We start from the raw sequence: 16,690 nt of genomic DNA on the forward strand, positions 1-16,690 counted from the left end.
CCTACGCTTCGTCGCGTATGCGCTGCTTGCCGCTCCGACTTTACTGGGCGGCCGCGATCGTTTCGGACACGGGTTCGGGAGCGCGGCCCGCCAGCCGGTCGCGCCAGGCGGCGAGTACGGCGGCGTCGGTGGCCGGGGTGGCCAGGGAGACGACCAGGTAGGCGGCCAGCGAGGCCAGCAAGCCGTAGTAGACGGGCTCGTTGGCGAGGATGCCGTAGGCCGCCATCAGGCCGATCACGGTCAGGCCGCCGACCACGACGGAGGCCAGGGCGCCGTGCGCGGTGCCGCGCTTCCACAGCAGCCCGCCGAGGATGGGGACGAGGAGCCCGCCGACGAGGAGGTTGTACGCCACGGTCAGCGCCTCGACGACGTTGTTGAGGGCGATGGCCGTGCCGATGACGGCGACCCCCATGATCAGGATGAAGACGCGGTTGCCCCTGACCTCGTCGTGCGCGTCCTCCTCGCGCGCCTGCCCGGACCGCCGCCCCAGGCCGCCGCGCAGCCGCGACCAGATGTCGTTGTTGGCGACGGTGGCGCAGGCGATGAGAGCGCCGGAGGACGTCGACATCACGGCGGCGAGCGCGGCGGCCAGCACCAGGCCGCGCACCCCGACGGGCAGTTCGTCCTTGACGATGGTCGCGAAGGCGTCGTCCGGGCTGGCGAGCTTGGGGTACATCACCTTGGCCGCCGTGCCGATGACGGCGCCGGCGAGGGCGTAGACCAGGCAGTAGGTGCCGGCGACCGTGCCGCCCCACTTCGCCGTGCGGTCGTTGCGGGCGGTGAAGACGCGCTGCCAGATGTCCTGGCCGATCAGCATGCCGAAGGTGTAGATCAGCACGTACGTGAAGATGGTCTCGCCGCCGATGCCCAGCGGGTCGAAGTACGCCGTGGGCAGCTTCGCCTTCATCTCGCCGAAGCCGCCGGCCTTGACGACGGCGATGGGCAGCAGCAGGAGCAGCACGCCGATCGTCTTCACCACGAACTGCACCATGTCGGTCAGCGTGATCGACCACATGCCGCCGAGCGTCGAGTAGGCGACGACGATCGAGCCGCCCAGGATGATCGCGAGGGTCCGGTTCATGTCGAACAGGACGTCGAAGATCGTGGCGTACGCGATGGTCGAGGTGACCGCGAGCATGAGGGTGTACGCCCACATGACCAGGCCCGAGATGACGCCCGCCCGGCCGCCGTAGCGCAGGTCGAGCATCTCGGAGACGGTGTAGACCTTGAGGCGGGCGATGCGGGCGGAGAAAAAGACGGACAGGGCGAGGAGCCCCAGGCCGATGGTGAAGACCATCCAGGCACCGGACAGCCCGTACTGGTAGCCCAGCCCGACGCCGCCGATGGTGGACGCGCCGCCGAGCACGATCGCGGCCATGGTGCCGGAGTACATCGCCGGTCCGAGGCGACGGCCCGCCACGAGGAAGTCGCTCTTCGACTTGGCGCGGCGCATGCCCCACCAGCCCATGGCCAGCATGCCGGCCAGATACAGGACGATCACTGTGTAGTCGACGGCCATGAGGGCCCTCCTTCGCGCACTCTCGGTGGCGTGTCGTGCGGTACCGGGGACGGTCGGCAGCGTTTCCCGGGGACATCCGCCCGTACCCGGAGCTGCTGGTTCTGCACCGACCCTAGGTGGCCGGAAAGCGACTGCGAAGTGTACGTTTCATCCATCCCGACCGTTCGGACTGGAGGAAACGCACACCATGCCGGACGCTCCCGCACCAGCGGTCCCACCCACCCCGCCGGTCCCGCTGTCCGCCCTGCTGGCCCGCGAGGACCTGGGACTGCGCCAGATCGCGGGGCCCCGCGACCCCGATCTGGTGATCCACTGGGCGCACACCTCGGAGATGGCCGACCCCTATCCGTATCTGCTGGGCGGCGAACTGCTGCTGACGGCCGGGGTGCACATCCCGGAGGCGGCCGGGCCGGACGGGGGCGCCCCCGGTCGAGCGCAGTCGGGACCGGGGGACTACTTCGACGACTACGTCACGCGGATCGTGGCGGCGGGCGGCGCGGCCCTCGGCTTCGGGCTGGCGCCGGTGCACGACAGCGTGCCGCGGGCGCTGGTCGCGGCCTGCGACAGGTACGAGCTGCCGCTGGTCGAGGTGCCGGTGCAGACCACGTTCTCGGGCGTGGCCCGCGCGGTCTGGCAGCTGATGGCCCAGGCCCGGCTGGCCGAGCTCCGCCGGGTCACGGAGGCACAGCAGAGCCTGGCCGCCGCGGCCTCCCGCCCGGACCCGGTCCCCTCGGTGCTGCGCCAGCTGGCCCAGCGGGTGGGCGGGTGGACGGTGCTGTACGGCCCGGACGGCACGGAACTCGCCACGGCGGGCCGCCTGCGCGCAGAGGAACCCGAGCCCTCAGTGCCGGTCGGCCGGGACGGCGCGGGCGATCCCGTACGGCAGCCCGACCCGGCGGACGGCGGGCGGGTGCGGGCGGCGCTCGCCCGGCTCGCGCGCGTCGTCGCCGACGGGCCGTCCTCCACCGCCACCGACACCGCCGCCGGGACGCACCTCGCGGCCTACGACCTCGGCACGGGCCAGGGCTTCGCGCTCGCGGTCGCCGCGCCTCGGCGCGACCCGGGCGACCACACCATCGCCTCGGTGGCGGCCGTACTGCTCTCCCTGCTCACCGGCGAGCACCAGAGCGGCACGGGGGCGGCCCGCTCCTCGGCGCTCGTACGACTGCTGCTGGGCGCCGAGCCGGAGGCGGTGGCCCCGCTGCTGGGGGCCGGGCTCTGGAGTGTCGTGCACGCCCGTCCGGACGACCGGGCCGCCGGCCCGGTGGCCGCCTCCGCGCTGGGCGCGGCCCTCGGCTCCGCGCTGGTCGACCTCGCCGACGGCGTCGTCCGGATCCTGGTGCCCGGCGACCGTGAACCGGCCGCGCAGCCCGGCTGGACGCTGGGCGTGAGCGCGCCCGCCGCGCCACCGGACTGGCCGGCCGCCGACACCCGGGCGGCGCGCGCCCTGGCCCGCGCCCGCGCCCTCCGCGTCCCGCTGGTGCGCCACGGCGACCGCCCGGGCCTCGCGGAGCTGGTCCCGCTCGACGAGGCCGCGACGCACGCCCGCACCCTCCTCGCCCCGATCGCCGCCACCCCCGCCCTCACCGAGACCCTGCGCACCTGGCTGTCCCTGCACGGCAGTTGGGACCGCACGGCGGTGGCACTCGCGGTGCACCGCAACACCGTGCGGCAGCGGATCGCCCGGTGCGCCGCGCTGCTGGCGGCGGACCTGGACGACCCGGACGTACGGATGGAGCTGTGGTTCGCGCTGAGACAGCGGTGACGCGCGGGGGGTGACGGACCGGCAGTGAAGCGGGTGAGTGACGCGTGTCCCAGCGTGCGGGACGTCGGGTGCTCGCACGTCCGCCTGCCTCACAATGGGAACCATGCCGATATCCGGGACACCCAGCCGCGCCGAACTCGTCGACCATCTCGTACGGACGCGCATCGCGGGCGACGTCGCCACGCCCCGCGAGAACAACCTCTCCCACTACCGCAAGCTGGCCAACGGCGACCGCAACTTCTGGCTCGGGCTGGAACTCGGCGACCGCTGGACCGACGAGCAGGACGTGCTCGCGGTCATGGCGGAGCGGGTCGGCGTCAACGACGACGCCGAGTACCGGTACGGCCAGGACACCATCGACCCCGAGTTGACGGTGGCCGCGCTGGACCGGATGGCGGGCCGGCTGCGCAAGGCGGCCGAGGGCCGGCAGCGGGTGCTGCTCGCCACCGGCCACCCGGGCGGTCTTCTCGACGTGCACCGTGCCACGGCCGCCGCGCTGCGCGCCGCGGGCTGCGAGATCGTCGTCATCCCGGAGCTGTTGCAGACCGACGAGGGCTATGTCATGCAGTTCGCGGACGTGGCGGTGCTGGAGCACGGCGCGACCCTGTGGCACACCCATTCCGGCGAGCCGATGCGCGCGATCCTCAAGGGTCTGGAGCGCGAGGGCCGCGCCCTGCCCGACCTGGTCGTCGCGGACCACGGCTGGGCCGGCTGCGCCGGTCAGCACGGCATCGACTCCATCGGTTACGCGGACTGCAACGACCCGGCGCTGTTCCTCGCCGAGTCGGAGGGCACGCTCCAGGTGGCGGTGCCCCTGGACGACCACGTCCTCAGCCCGAGGCACTACGACCCGATGACGGCGTATCTGCTGGCGGAGGCGGGCCTGGCGTGACCTGCCGCCGAGGTGCGGCTCCGGGTCCCGGAGCCGCACCTCGGCGCAGGCACCGCATGGCCGCGTACCTGGCGTCAGCGCCCGCCGGTCGGGTCAGCGCCCGCCGTGGCCTCCGCCGCCGTGGCCACCACCGCCGTGGCCGCCGCCACCCCAGCCGCCGTGGCCGCCGCCCCAACCACCGCCGCCGCCGCCCCACCCGTTGCCGTAACCGCCCCAGTTGTTCCCGTAACCGCCGTAACCGCCGTAACCGCCCCATCCGTTGTTCCCGTAACCGCCCCAGCCGTTGTTGGCGTACACCACCCAGCCGTTGCCGTAACCGTTGCCGTAACCCCACCCGTTGCCGTAGCCGTTGCCGTAGCCGCCCCAGCCGCTGTAGTAACCGGTGCCGCGGTAGTTGCAGTTCCACCAGTTGTAACCATCACTGCAATAGAGTCCGAGGGAACTCACCTCATGGCTCGGCGCGGCCGAAGCGGTACCCGCCGCTCCGATCGCGGCACCACCGGCCAGCATCAGGCCGGCAGCCGACGCCACGAGAAGGCGCCTGATCCGTTGGGCTTGCATGGAAGAACCTCGTTCCATCGATTCCCGCGCGGCTCCCGGAGGGACGTACGGGTTCTGATGGCCGCCGCCGCGATCACCGGGATGCGGCACGGTCTTGTTGTCACCGCGCTCGGACGCGAGGCACGGACACGCCCCCCGACGCCTTCAGGCCACCCGCGCGAGGTCATACGGGCGGAAGCTGCGGCGGTGGTCCCGCGCTACCGGAGACCACGTCGGCCGGGCACGCCGTGCGATGCGGCGCCTTTCACCCATCGAGCCTAATCCTCGACCCGCGACTCGTCACCTCGTGCGGCCGCCCGCCGCGCGGGGCCCGGCGTCGGATCCAGGTACACCCGGCCGACCACGGGGAACGCCGTCCGCAACCGCTGCTCGGCCCGCTCGCAGGCCCACTCGACCTCGGCCGCGGTCGACGCGTCCCGGAAGTCGACCTTGGCGGCGACCAGCGCCTCCCGCGGCCCCTGCACCAGGGTCGTCAGCTCCAGGACGGCCTCGATGTGCTCGTCCTTCAGCAGCTCCTCGCGGATACCCCGCCGCACCGGCCGCGGCAGCGGTCGGCCGATCAGGAGCTCGGCGTTGGAGCGGCCCAGGACCCAGGCGACCCACAGCAGGAGCAGGCCGATGAGCAGGGACGCGACGCCGTCCCAGACGCCCGAGCCGGTGAGCTGACCGCCGAGCAGCCCGCCCGCCGCGAGGACGAGACCCACGAGCGCGGCCGAGTCCTCCATGACGACGGCCTTCACGGCGGTGTCGGCGGTGCGCCTCAGGTAGCGGCCGAAGGACACCCCCGTGCGGGCCGCCTCCCCGCGGGCCTGGCGCATGCCGGTGCGCAGGGAGAAGCCCTCCAGGAGGAAGGCGACACCGAGAACGACGTACGAGACGAGGGGGTTGCCCAGTTCCTCGCCGGCGACCAGGGTGTGCACGCCGTCGTAGATCGAGAAGACCGCGCCGCCGACGAAGGTGGCGACGGCGGCCAGCATCGCCCAGATGTAGCGCTCGGGGCCGTAGCCGAGGGGATGGTCCTCGTCGGCCGGTTTCCCACTGCGCTTGAGCGCGGTCAGCAGCAGCACCTCGGTGACCGTGTCGGCGACGGAGTGCGCGGCCTCGGACAACATCGCGCTGGAGCCGCTGATCACGCCCGCGACCGCCTTGGCGAGCGCGATGCCCAGATTGGCGAGGGCGGCGACGATCACCGTGAAGGTGCTCTCGCCGCCGCCGTCGTCGTCGTCCCGCTGTGGTGCCTGCGCCGCCATGCCCCTCAGTCTTGCCGAGGCACGCGCACCACGCCCTCCTGAATCACCGAGATGGCCAGCCGCCCGTCCTGGGTGTAGATCCGGGCCTGGCCCAGACCGCGGCCGCCGTACGCCGACGGCGACTCCTGGTCGTACAGAAGCCATTCGTCGGCCCGGAACGGACGGTGGAACCACATCGCGTGGTCCAGCGAGGCCCCGACGACGTCGCCGACCGCCCAGCCGCCCCGGCCGTGCGCGAGCAGGACCGAGTCCAGGAGCGTCATGTCGGAGACGTAGGTGGCGAGGACGACGTGCAGGAGGGGTTCGTCGACGGCACCGTCGAGTTTGCCGCTGGTGCGGAACCACACCTGGGAGTGCGGCTCGCGCGGCTCGCCGAATCTGCCGAAGGGCGGTTCGTCCACATACCGCAGGTCGACCGCCTCCCGCGCCTCCAGGAACTTCTCCACGACCTGGGACCCGAGATGGCCGTAGCCGCGCATCCGGTCGTGGGCGGTGGGCAGGGTCTCCGGGTCCGGCGCGGGCGGCATGGGGGCCTGGTGGTCGAGTCCCTCCTCGTACGTCTGGAAGGACGCGGAGAGGTGGAAGATCGGCTGTCCGTGCTGGACCGCGACCACCCGGCGGGTGGTGAAGGAGCGGCCGTCGCGGATGCGGTCGACGGTGTAGACGATCGGCGCGCCCGGGTCTCCGGGGCGCAGGAAGTAGGCGTGCAGGGAGTGGGCGTGGCGGTCCGCCGGGACCGTACGCCCCGCGGCGACCAGCGCCTGGGCCGCGACCTGGCCGCCGAACACCCTGGGGACGACGGCGGACCGGGACTGACCTCGGAACATGTCCTGCTCGAGCTGCTCCAGATCGAGCAGCTCGAGCAAGGATTGCAGTGCCTGACTCATATGTCAGTTGTACCGTGCAGTGATTTCGCCGCGCTTACGGAGCCGGGTCACAGGCCCATGTTCTTGGCGATGATCGACTTCATGATCTCGCTGGTGCCGCCGTAGATGCGGTTGACGCGGTTGTCGGCGTACAGGCGCGCGATCGGGTACTCGTTCATGAAACCGTAGCCGCCGTGCAGCTGGAGGCAGCGGTCGATCACGCGGTGCGCGACCTCGGTGCAGAACAGCTTGGCGCTGGCGGCCTCGGCCGGGGTCAGCTCGCCCGCGTCGAGGGCCTCCGTGGCGCGGTCGGCGACGGCCTCGGCCGCGTCCACCTCGGCCTGGCAGGCGGCCAGCTCGAACTTGGTGTTCTGGAAGGACGCGACGGTCTGGCCGAAGACGGTGCGCTGCTGGACGTACTCCTTGGCGAACCGGACGGCGGCCTTGGCCTGCGCGTAGGCGCCGAAGGCGATGCCCCAGCGCTCGGAGGCCAGGTTGTGGCCGAGGTAGTAGAAGCCCTTGTTCTCCTCGCCGAGGAGGTCCTCGACGGGCACCTTCACGTCGACGAACGCCAGCTCGGCGGTGTCGGAGGTCTTCAGGCCCAGCTTGTCGAGCTTGCGCCCGACCGAGTAGCCCTCGGCCTTGGTGTCCACCACGAAGAGGGAGATGCCGTGCCGGCGGTCCTCGGCGGTGGGCGCGGAGGTACGGGCGCAGACGATCATGCGGTCGGCGTGCACACCGCCGGTGATGAAGGTCTTGGCGCCGTTGAGGACGTAGTGCGTGCCGTCCTCGGAGAGCTTGGCCGTGGTCTTCATGCCCGCGAGGTCGGAGCCGGTGCCCGGCTCGGTCATCGCGATGGCCCACATCTCCTCGGCGGAGACGAACTTCGGCAGAAAGCGCTTCTTCTGCTCGTCGGTGGCGAGCAGCTTGATGTAGGGCAGGCCGAGCAGCACGTGCACGCCGGAGCCGCCGAAGGAGACACCCGCGCGGGCGGTCTCCTCGTAGAGGACGGCCTCGAACTTGTACGAGTCGATGCCGGCGCCGCCGTACTCCTCGTCGACCTTGATGCCGAAGACGCCCAGCTCGGCGAGCTTGTAGTAGAAGTCGCGCGGCGCCTGGCCCGCGGCGAACCACGCGTCGTACTCCGGGACGACCTCTGCCTCGATGAAGGCGCGCAGGGTCTCCCGGAACGCCTCGTGATCCTCGTTGAACACCGTACGGCGCACGCCGCCACCTCCACGTCTCGGCCGTCGTCAGCTGTCTAAGCGCTTGCTCAGATCAACCGTACCGGCCGGTAGGGAGGGGCGTCGAGGGGCTGGACCGTAACGCTCGTCACGCCTGTCCGGACCGCTCCGGCCCGGCCGCCGCCGCCAGGGCGCCGCGCGCCATCCGGTGCAGCAGTTCCGCCGTCACCGCGCGCCCCGGCAGGGCGCCCGGGCGGCCGAGGTGGGGCGTCGAGTTCAGCAGGCCGAAGACCGAGTGCACCGCCGAGCGGGCGGCCGGCTCGGCCAGCGCCGGGTACACCTCGCGGACGAGCTCGACCCACAGTTCGACGTACTGCCGCTGGAGCTGCCGCACCAGCTTGCGGTCGCTGTCCCGCAGCCGGTCCAGCTCGCGGTCGTGCAGCGTGATGAGGGGGCGGTCGTCGAGCGCGAAGTCGATGTGCCCCTCGATGAGCGAGTCGAGGACCGCCTCGGGGGGGATCTCGCCGGCCTCCTTCAGGCGCTGCCTGGCACCGGTCAGCAGCTGGCCGCTGATGCCGACCAGCAGTTCGGCGAGCATCGCGTCCTTGCCCGCGAAGTGCCGGTAGAGACCGGGGCCGCTGATACCGACCGCGGCGCCTATCTCGTCGACTCCGACACCGTGGAACCCGCGCTCGGCGAACAGCCGCGCGGCCTCCTTGAGGATCTGTTCACGCCGGGTGGGGGCGTCGGTTCTCGTGGCCATGCAATCGATTCTAGACAGGGAGGTTAGCGGTCGTTAACCTAAAGGAAATGGTTAACGCTCATTAACAGTCGATCGCTGGGTGAGGGGACCGCAGGATGCAAGAGGCACCGGAGCTGACGAGCGCGGCCGACCCCGCGTCGGAGGCCTGGCAAGCCAACGAGGAGGCGCACCGCGCCCTCGTGGAGGAACTGCGCGCGAAGCTGGCCGCGGCCCGGCTGGGCGGCGGTGAGAAGGCGCGGGCCCGGCACACCGCGCGCGGCAAGCTGCTGCCGCGGGACCGTGTGGACACGCTGCTGGACCCCGGCTCGCCCTTCCTGGAGCTGGCCCCGCTCGCCGCCGACGGGATGTACGACGGACAGGCCCCGGCGGCGGGTGTCATCGCCGGCGTCGGGCGGGTCAGCGGCCGCGCCTGCGTGATCGTCGCCAACGACGCCACCGTCAAGGGCGGCACGTACTACCCGATGACGGTGAAGAAGCACCTGCGCGCCCAGGAGGTGGCGCTGGAGAACCGTCTGCCCTGCGTCTATCTCGTGGACTCCGGCGGCGCCTTCCTGCCGATGCAGGACGAGGTCTTCCCCGACCGCGAGCACTTCGGGCGGATCTTCTACAACCAGGCGCGGATGTCCGGCGCCGGGATCCCGCAGATCGCGGCCGTGCTCGGATCGTGCACGGCCGGCGGGGCGTACGTCCCGGCGATGAGCGACGAGGCCGTGATCGTCCGGAACCAGGGCACGATCTTCCTGGGCGGCCCGCCGCTGGTGAAGGCGGCCACCGGCGAGGTCGTCACCGCCGAGGAACTCGGCGGCGGCGAGGTGCACGCGCGGGTGTCCGGCGTGACCGACCACCTCGCCGAGGACGACGCCCACGCGCTGCGGATCGTGCGGAACATCGTCGCCACCCTCCCGGCGCGCGGGGCGCTGCCCTGGGAGGTCACCGCGGCCGTCGAGCCGAAGGTGGACCCCTTCGGGCTCTATGGCGCCGTCCCCGTCGACTCCCGCACCCCCTACGACGCGCGCGAGATCATCGCGCGCGTGGTCGACGGTTCGCGGTTCGCCGAGTTCAAGTCCGAGTTCGGGCAGACCCTGGTCACCGGCTTCGCCCGGATCCACGGCCACCCGGTCGGGATCGTCGCCAACAACGGCATCCTGTTCTCCGAGTCCGCCCAGAAGGGCGCCCACTTCATCGAGCTGTGCGACCAGCGCGGCATCCCGCTGGTGTTCCTCCAGAACATCTCGGGCTTCATGGTGGGCAGGGACTACGAGGCGGGTGGCATCGCCAAGCACGGCGCCAAGATGGTCACGGCGGTGGCCTGCACCAGGGTCCCGAAGCTGACGGTCGTGGTCGGCGGGTCGTACGGCGCGGGCAACTACTCCATGTGCGGGCGGGCGTACTCACCCCGCTTCCTGTGGATGTGGCCCAACGCCAAGATCTCCGTCATGGGCGGCGAGCAGGCCGCCTCCGTGCTCGCGACCGTCAAGCGGGACCAGCTGGAGGCGCGCGGGGAGGCCTGGCCCCTGGAGGCGGAGGAGTCCTTCAAGGACCCGATCCGCGCCCAGTACGAGCACCAGGGCAACGCCTACTACGCCACGGCCCGGCTCTGGGACGACGGCGTGATCGACCCGTTGGAGACCCGGCAGGTGCTGGGCCTGGCCCTGACGGCGTGTGCCAACGCGCCGCTGGGCGAGCCCGCCTTCGGCGTCTTCCGGATGTGAGCGGATTCGTGAGGGGACCACAGACCATGTTCGACACAGTCCTTGTGGCCAACCGGGGCGAGATCGCCGTACGCGTGGTGCGCACGCTGCGCGCGCTGGGCGTGCGCTCGGTGGCCGTCTTCTCGGACGCCGACGCGGACGCCCGGCACGTCCGGGAGGCCGACACGGCGGTACGGATCGGTCCGGCGCCGGCCGCCGAGAGCTATCTGTCGGTGGAGCGGCTGCTGGAGGCGGCCGCCCGCACGGGCGCGCGGGCGGTGCACCCCGGGTACGGCTTCCTCGCGGAGAACGCCGCGTTCGCGCGCGCGTGCGCCGACGCGGGACTGGCCTTCATCGGGCCCCCGGCGGACGCGATCTCCCTCATGGGCGACAAGATCCGCGCCAAGGAGACGGTGCAGAAGGCCGGTGTCCCGGTCGTGCCCGGATCGAGCGGCAGCGGTCTCACCGACGCCGAACTGGCGGACGCGGCCCGCGAGATCGGTATGCCGGTGCTGCTGAAGCCGTCGGCCGGCGGCGGCGGCAAGGGCATGCGGCTGGTGCGGGACGCCTCACTGCTGGCCGACGAGATCGCCGCCGCCCGCCGCGAGGCCCGCGCCTCCTTCGGCGACGACACCCTGCTCGTCGAGCGGTGGATCGACCGGCCCCGGCACATCGAGATCCAGGTCCTCGCCGACGCCCACGGCAACGTGGTGCACCTCGGCGAGCGCGAGTGCTCGCTCCAGCGACGGCACCAGAAGATCGTCGAGGAGGCGCCCAGCGTGCTCCTGGACGAGAGGACCCGGGCGGCGATGGGCGAGGCGGCGGTCCAGGCGGCCCGCTCCTGCGGGTACCGGGGCGCGGGCACGGTGGAGTTCATCGTCCCCGGCGGCGACCCGTCCGCGTACTACTTCATGGAGATGAACACCCGCCTCCAGGTGGAGCACCCGGTCACCGAACTCGTCACCGGCCTGGACCTGGTGGAGTGGCAGCTGCGGGTGGCGGCGGGCGAGCCGCTGCCGTTCGGCCAGGACGACGTCCGGCTGACCGGGCACGCGGTCGAGGCCCGCATCTGCGCCGAGGACCCCGCCCGCGGGTTCCTCCCGTCGGGCGGCACGGTGCTGCGGCTCGCCGAGCCGCAGGGCGACGGCGTGCGCACCGACTCCGGGCTCAGCGAGGGCACCGAGGTCGGCAGCCTCTACGACCCGATGCTGGCCAAGGTGATCGCGTACGGGCCGGACCGCGCGACCGCGCTGCGCCGCCTGCGCGCGGCCCTGGCGGAGACGGTCACGCTGGGCGTGCCGACCAACGCGGGGTTCCTGCGCCGGCTGCTGGCCCATCCGGCGGTCGTCGCGGGCGAGCTGGACACCGGCCTGGTCGAGCGGGTGGCGGCCGACCTCGTCACCACGGACGTGCCCGAGGAGGTCTACGAGGCCGCCGCCGCGGTGCGCCTGGACGCGCTGCGGCCGAGGGGCGAGGGCTGGACCGACCCGTTCTCGGTGCCGAGCGGATGGCGGCTGGGCGGCACACCCCGGCCGGTCGGCTTCCCGCTGCGGGTGCAGGACCCGGTGGAGTACGTGCCGCGCGGCACCCACACCGTCACCGAGGACCGGGTCCACGTGACCCTGGACGGCGTCCGCCACACCTTCCACCGCGCCGCCGACTGGCTGGGCCGGGACGGCGACGCCTGGCACGTGCGCGACCACGACCCGGTCGCCGCGTCCCTCGACCGGGCCGCCCACTCCGGCGCCGACTCGCTCACCGCGCCCATGCCGGGCACGGTCACCGTGGTGAAGGTCGCCGTCGGCGACGAGGTGGGCGCCGGTCAGAGCCTGCTGGTCGTCGAGGCGATGAAGATGGAGCACGTCATCTCCGCCCCGCACGCCGGCACGGTCGCCGAGCTGGACGTCCGGCCGGGCACGACGGTCGCGATGGACCAGGTGCTCGCCGTCGTCGCACCGCACGAGGAGGCGGAATGACCGTCGAGGCACTGCCCATGGTCGTACCGGCCCCGGGTCTGCCCGCGCGCGTGCGGATCCACGAGGTCGGCGCCCGCGACGGGCTGCAGAACGAGAAGTCGACCGTGCCGACCGAGGTGAAGGCCGAGTTCGTGCGCCGGCTGGCCGACGCCGGCCTGGGCACGATCGAGGCGACCAGCTTCGTGCACCCCGAGTGGGTGCCCCAGCTCGCCGACGCCGAGCAGTTGTTCCCGCTGGTGGCCGGCCTGCCGGTGGAACTGCCGGTGCTCGTGCCCAACGCACGCGGACTGGAGCGGGCGCTGGCGCTCGGCGCCCGCCGGGTCGCCGTCTTCGCCAGCGCCACCGAGTCCTTCGCCAAGGCCAACCTCAACCGGACGGTGGACGAGGCACTGGCCATGTTCGCGCCGGTGGTGGCACGGGCGAAGGCCGAGGGCGGCCATGTCCGCGGCTATCTCTCCATGTGCTTCGGCGACCCGTGGGAGGGCGCGGTGCCCGCGCACCAGGTCGTCCGGGTCTGCACGGCACTTCTGGACATGGGCTGCGACGAGCTGAGCCTCGGCGACACCATCGGGGTCGCGACCCCCGGCCAGGTGCGCGGGCTGCTCGCCGCGCTCGACGCCCGGGGGGTCCCCGCCGACGTGCTGGGCGTGCACTTCCACGACACCTACGGCCAGGCCCTCGCCAACGCCCTGGCCGCGCTCCAGCACGGCGTCACCACCGTCGACGCCTCCGCCGGCGGCCTCGGCGGCTGCCCCTACGCCAAGTCCGCGACCGGCAACCTCGCCACCGAAGACCTCGTGTGGATGCTGCGGGGCCTCGGCATCGACACCGGCGTCGACCTCGGCCGTCTCGTCGCCACCAGCGTGTGGATGGCCGACCGACTGGGCCGACCCAGCCCGTCCCGCACCGTACGAGCCCTCTCCCACCAGGAGCAGTGAACACGATGGACCACAAGCTCTCCCCCGAACTCGACGAACTCCGCCGCACGGTCGAGGAGTTCGCCCATGACGTCGTGGCTCCCAAGATCGGCGACTTCTACGAACGGCACGAGTTCCCGTATGAGATCGTCCGCGAGATGGGCCGCATGGGCCTGTTCGGGCTGCCCTTCCCGGAGGAGTACGGCGGCATGGGCGGCGACTACCTCGCCCTGGGCATCGTGCTGGAGGAACTGGCCCGGGTCGACTCGTCCGTGGCCATCACCCTGGAGGCCGGGGTCTCCCTGGGCGCGATGCCGATCCACCTCTTCGGCACGGAGGACCAGAAGCGGGAGTGGCTGCCCCGGCTGTGCTCGGGCGAGATCCTCGGCGCGTTCGGTCTCACCGAGCCGGACGGCGGCTCGGACGCGGGCTCGACCCGGACGACGGCGCGGCTGGACCCGGACACGGACGAGTGGGTGATCAACGGCAGCAAGTGCTTCATCACCAACTCGGGTACGGACATCACGGGTCTGGTGACGGTCACCGCGGTCACCGGCCGCAAGCCGGACGGAAAGCCCCTGATCTCCTCGATCATCGTCCCGTCCGGCACCCCCGGCTTCACGGTCGCGGCCCCCTACTCGAAGGTCGGCTGGAACGCCTCGGACACCCGCGAGCTGTCCTTCTCGGACGTGCGGGTCCCGGCCGCGAACCTGCTGGGCGAACAGGGCCGCGGGTACGCGCAGTTCCTGCGCATCCTCGACGAGGGCCGGATCGCCATCGCGGCCCTGGCGACCGGGCTGGCGCAGGGCTGTGTGGACGAGTCGGTGAAGTACGCGAAGGAACGGCACGCCTTCGGCCGCCCGATCGGCGCCAACCAGGCGATCCAGTTCAAGATCGCGGACATGGAGATGAAGGCCCACACGGCCCGTCTCGCCTGGCGTGACGCGGCCTCCCGGCTGGTGTCCGGGGACCCCTTCAAGAAGGAGGCGGCCCTCGCCAAGCTGTACTCCTCCACGATCGCCGTGGACAACGCCCGTGACGCCACCCAGATCCACGGCGGCTACGGCTTCATGAACGAGTACCCGGTGGCCCGGATGTGGCGCGACTCCAAGATCCTGGAGATCGGCGAGGGCACGAGCGAGGTCCAGCGGATGCTGATCGCACGGGAGTTGGGGCTGGCGGGCTGAGCCGTCGGGCGGGCGGCGACCGCCGCCCGCCGCCGTCCGGGGCGGCTGCGCGCACCCCCGCCCCTGGACCCGAGCTGAGGTTAGGCTAACCTACCTTCGAATTGTCCGGCGGTGATCCGCCCCGTTCGAAAGCAGCGTAGCCATGCCCAACGCCAGAGCCACCCACCTCACCCGTCGCGGCATCCTCGCCGCGGGCGGCGCCCTCGGCCTCGGTGCCGTGCTCGCGGCCTGCGGGGACGACGACGCCAAAAGCGGTGGCTCGGCCAAGGAGACGGCCGCTGCCGCCAAGTCCGGCCCCTGGACGTTCAAGGACGACCGCGGCACCACGGTGAAGCTCGACAAGATCCCCGCGAACATCGTCGCCTTCACCGGCGTCGGTGCCGCGCTCCACGACTACGGCATCTCGGTCAAGGGCGTCTTCGGCCCGACCACGACCACGGACGGCAAGCCCGACGTCCAGGCCGGCGACATGGACGTCAGCAAGCTCACGGTCCTCGGCAACGTCTGGGACCAGTTCAACGTGGAGAAGTACGCGGCCCTGGCGCCGGACGTGCTGATCTCCACGATGTTCGACGGCGCCGGCACCCTCTGGTACGTCCCGGAGACCTCCAAGGACAAGATCGCCAAGCTCGCCCCGAGCGTCGGCGTCTCGGTCTACGACCGCCAGCTCACCGAGCCGCTCCAGCGCATGTGGGAGCTGGCCGAGTCGCTCGGCGCGGACATGAAGGCCGCCAAGGTCACCGACGCCAAGAAGCGCTTCGAGGCGGCCGCCGCCCGGCTGCGCGCGGCCGCCAAGGCCAAGCCCGAGATCAAGGTCATGGCGGGTTCCGCGAGCACGGAGCTGTTCTACGTCTCCGGCACCAACCTCTCCATCGACCTGGAGTACTTCAAGTCCCTCGGCGTGAACTTCGTCGAGCCCCCGGAGAGCGCCAAGAAGCTGGGCGGCGGCTGGTACGAGAGCCTCAGCTGGGAGAACGTCGACAAGTACAAGGCCGACATCATCATGATGGACGACCGCTCCGCGACGATCCAGCCGGCCGACATCGCCGAGGCCACCTGGAAGAAGCTGCCCGCGGTCAAGGCGGGCCAGGTCATCGCGCGTTCGCCCGAGCCGATCCTGTCCTACGACAAGTGCGTGCCGCTGCTCGACACCCTCGCCGAGGCCCTCGAGAAGGCGAAGAAGGTCAGCTGACCTCCGCTCTCCCCACGCTGCAGGAGCACCACCGATGACCACGGCCGCGGCCGCCCCGTTCCGTTTCTTCGCCCTTGAGGTCGTACGGACGAGGCGGCTCGGCCCGTCTCTGGTCCGGGTCACCTTCGGAGGGCCCGACCTCGCGTTCTTCCACTCGCACGGACGCGACCAGAGCCTGTCGCTGTTCCTGCCGCACCCCGGCCAGAGCGAGCCCGTCGTGCCGATGGAGTACGACGACGACTGGTGGCGGAACTATCGCCGACCGCCCGAGGACGTACGGGCCGTGATGCGCTCGTACACCCTGCGCTCGCTGCGGCGGGACGCGCACGGCGGGACGACGGAGATCGACATCGACTTCGTGCTGCACGGCATGGAACCGGGCGCGACCGCCCCCGCGGGCCCCGCCTCGCGCTGGGCCTCCCGGGCGAGCGCGGGCGACCGGGTCCGGCTGCTCGGCCCGGCGGTCGCGGACAACCGCGCGATCCGCTTCCGCCCGCCCGAGGACTGCGACCTGGTGCTGCTCTGGGGCGACGAGACCGCCCTGCCGGCCGTCGCCGCGATCCTGGAGTCTCTGCCGGCCGGCACCCCTGCCCGGGTCTGGCTGGAGGTGCGCCACGCGGACACCGTCCAGGACCTGGCGACGCGGGCGGACGCCGAGATCACCTGGCTCGTCCAGGACGAGAGCCGCGCCGAGGCGTCCCCCATGACCCTCGGCGCCCTGCGTGCGGCCCAACTCCCGCCCGCCCGGCATCCGTACGTCTGGATCGCGGGCGAGTCGGGCCGCGTGAAGCAGCTGCGCCGCCACTTCGTCGGTGAGCGCGGCGTCGACCGGAGCCGGGTCACCTTCGTCGGCTACTGGCGCCAAGGCCTCAGCGAGGAGCAGTTGCGCGAGGAGGGCTGACCGGGCGGCAAGTGATCACGGTCACG

Annotated in this window: 14 protein-coding genes; 8 read left to right on the forward strand and 6 right to left on the reverse strand. The window is 72.1% G+C overall.

All coding sequences use genetic code 11. The annotated features are described in order from the left end of the window. Positions 1–40 precede the first annotated feature (40 nt). On the reverse strand, positions 41–1,519 hold the full coding sequence (locus ACWCQK_RS09030; protein ID WP_451153457.1) for a sodium:solute symporter: 1,479 nt from the start codon (positions 1,517–1,519) through the stop codon (positions 41–43). A gap of 187 nt (positions 1,520–1,706) precedes the next feature. Between ACWCQK_RS09030 and ACWCQK_RS09035 the strand changes: the two genes are divergently transcribed. Both ACWCQK_RS09035 and ACWCQK_RS09040 read left to right on the forward strand, forming a co-directional pair. Beyond that, a complete protein-coding gene (locus ACWCQK_RS09035; RefSeq protein WP_451153459.1) occupies positions 1,707–3,284 on the forward strand; it encodes a helix-turn-helix domain-containing protein in 1,578 nt (525 codons plus the stop codon). A gap of 103 nt (positions 3,285–3,387) precedes the next feature. After that, the gene (locus ACWCQK_RS09040) at positions 3,388–4,176 is read left to right on the forward strand and encodes a phosphatase (protein WP_451153461.1); all 789 of its coding nucleotides are present in this window, start codon (positions 3,388–3,390) and stop codon (positions 4,174–4,176) included. A 93-nt stretch (positions 4,177–4,269) separates the two neighbouring features. Here the strand turns inward: ACWCQK_RS09040 and ACWCQK_RS09045 are convergent, their stop codons facing one another. From ACWCQK_RS09045 to ACWCQK_RS09065, 5 genes are all read right to left on the reverse strand, one after another. Next, complete coding sequence (locus ACWCQK_RS09045; RefSeq protein ID WP_451153463.1) at positions 4,270–4,707, reverse strand: hypothetical protein; 438 nt, start codon at positions 4,705–4,707, stop codon at positions 4,270–4,272. A 287-nt stretch (positions 4,708–4,994) separates the two neighbouring features. Beyond that, a complete protein-coding gene (locus tag ACWCQK_RS09050) occupies positions 4,995–5,987 on the reverse strand; it encodes a cation diffusion facilitator family transporter (protein WP_451153465.1) in 993 nt (330 codons plus the stop codon). A 5-nt stretch (positions 5,988–5,992) separates the two neighbouring features. Further along, positions 5,993–6,874 carry an acyl-CoA thioesterase gene (locus ACWCQK_RS09055; protein WP_451153467.1) on the reverse strand — a complete coding sequence of 294 codons (882 nt, stop codon included), beginning with the start codon at positions 6,872–6,874 and terminating at the stop codon, positions 5,993–5,995. Positions 6,875–6,921: 47 nt separating this feature from the next. After that, the gene (locus tag ACWCQK_RS09060; RefSeq protein ID WP_451153469.1) at positions 6,922–8,079 is read right to left on the reverse strand and encodes an acyl-CoA dehydrogenase family protein; all 1,158 of its coding nucleotides are present in this window, start codon (positions 8,077–8,079) and stop codon (positions 6,922–6,924) included. Between the two features lie 106 nt (positions 8,080–8,185). Next, the gene (locus tag ACWCQK_RS09065; RefSeq protein ID WP_451153471.1) at positions 8,186–8,800 is read right to left on the reverse strand and encodes an SACE_7040 family transcriptional regulator; all 615 of its coding nucleotides are present in this window, start codon (positions 8,798–8,800) and stop codon (positions 8,186–8,188) included. Between the two features lie 95 nt (positions 8,801–8,895). Between ACWCQK_RS09065 and ACWCQK_RS09070 the strand changes: the two genes are divergently transcribed. The 6 genes from ACWCQK_RS09070 (at position 8,896) to ACWCQK_RS09095 (ending at position 16,664) form a co-directional block, all read left to right on the forward strand. Beyond that, the gene (locus ACWCQK_RS09070; protein WP_451153473.1) at positions 8,896–10,512 is read left to right on the forward strand and encodes a carboxyl transferase domain-containing protein; all 1,617 of its coding nucleotides are present in this window, start codon (positions 8,896–8,898) and stop codon (positions 10,510–10,512) included. 26 nt (positions 10,513–10,538) lie between these two features. After that, the gene (locus ACWCQK_RS09075) at positions 10,539–12,467 is read left to right on the forward strand and encodes an acetyl/propionyl/methylcrotonyl-CoA carboxylase subunit alpha (protein ID WP_451153475.1); all 1,929 of its coding nucleotides are present in this window, start codon (positions 10,539–10,541) and stop codon (positions 12,465–12,467) included. Then, a complete protein-coding gene (locus ACWCQK_RS09080; protein WP_451153477.1) occupies positions 12,464–13,405 on the forward strand; it encodes a hydroxymethylglutaryl-CoA lyase in 942 nt (313 codons plus the stop codon). Before ACWCQK_RS09075 ends, ACWCQK_RS09080 begins: the two co-directional genes overlap by 4 nt. Before the next feature lie 5 nt (positions 13,406–13,410). Then, positions 13,411–14,571 carry an acyl-CoA dehydrogenase family protein gene (locus ACWCQK_RS09085; protein ID WP_451153479.1) on the forward strand — a complete coding sequence of 387 codons (1,161 nt, stop codon included), beginning with the start codon at positions 13,411–13,413 and terminating at the stop codon, positions 14,569–14,571. A 142-nt stretch (positions 14,572–14,713) separates the two neighbouring features. Continuing rightward, on the forward strand, positions 14,714–15,763 hold the full coding sequence (locus ACWCQK_RS09090; RefSeq protein WP_451153481.1) for an ABC transporter substrate-binding protein: 1,050 nt from the start codon (positions 14,714–14,716) through the stop codon (positions 15,761–15,763). Between the two features lie 34 nt (positions 15,764–15,797). Then, complete coding sequence (locus tag ACWCQK_RS09095; protein ID WP_451153483.1) at positions 15,798–16,664, forward strand: siderophore-interacting protein; 867 nt, start codon at positions 15,798–15,800, stop codon at positions 16,662–16,664. Positions 16,665–16,690 lie beyond the last annotated feature (26 nt).

This window comes from Streptomyces sp. NPDC002306 (assembly GCF_053593435.1).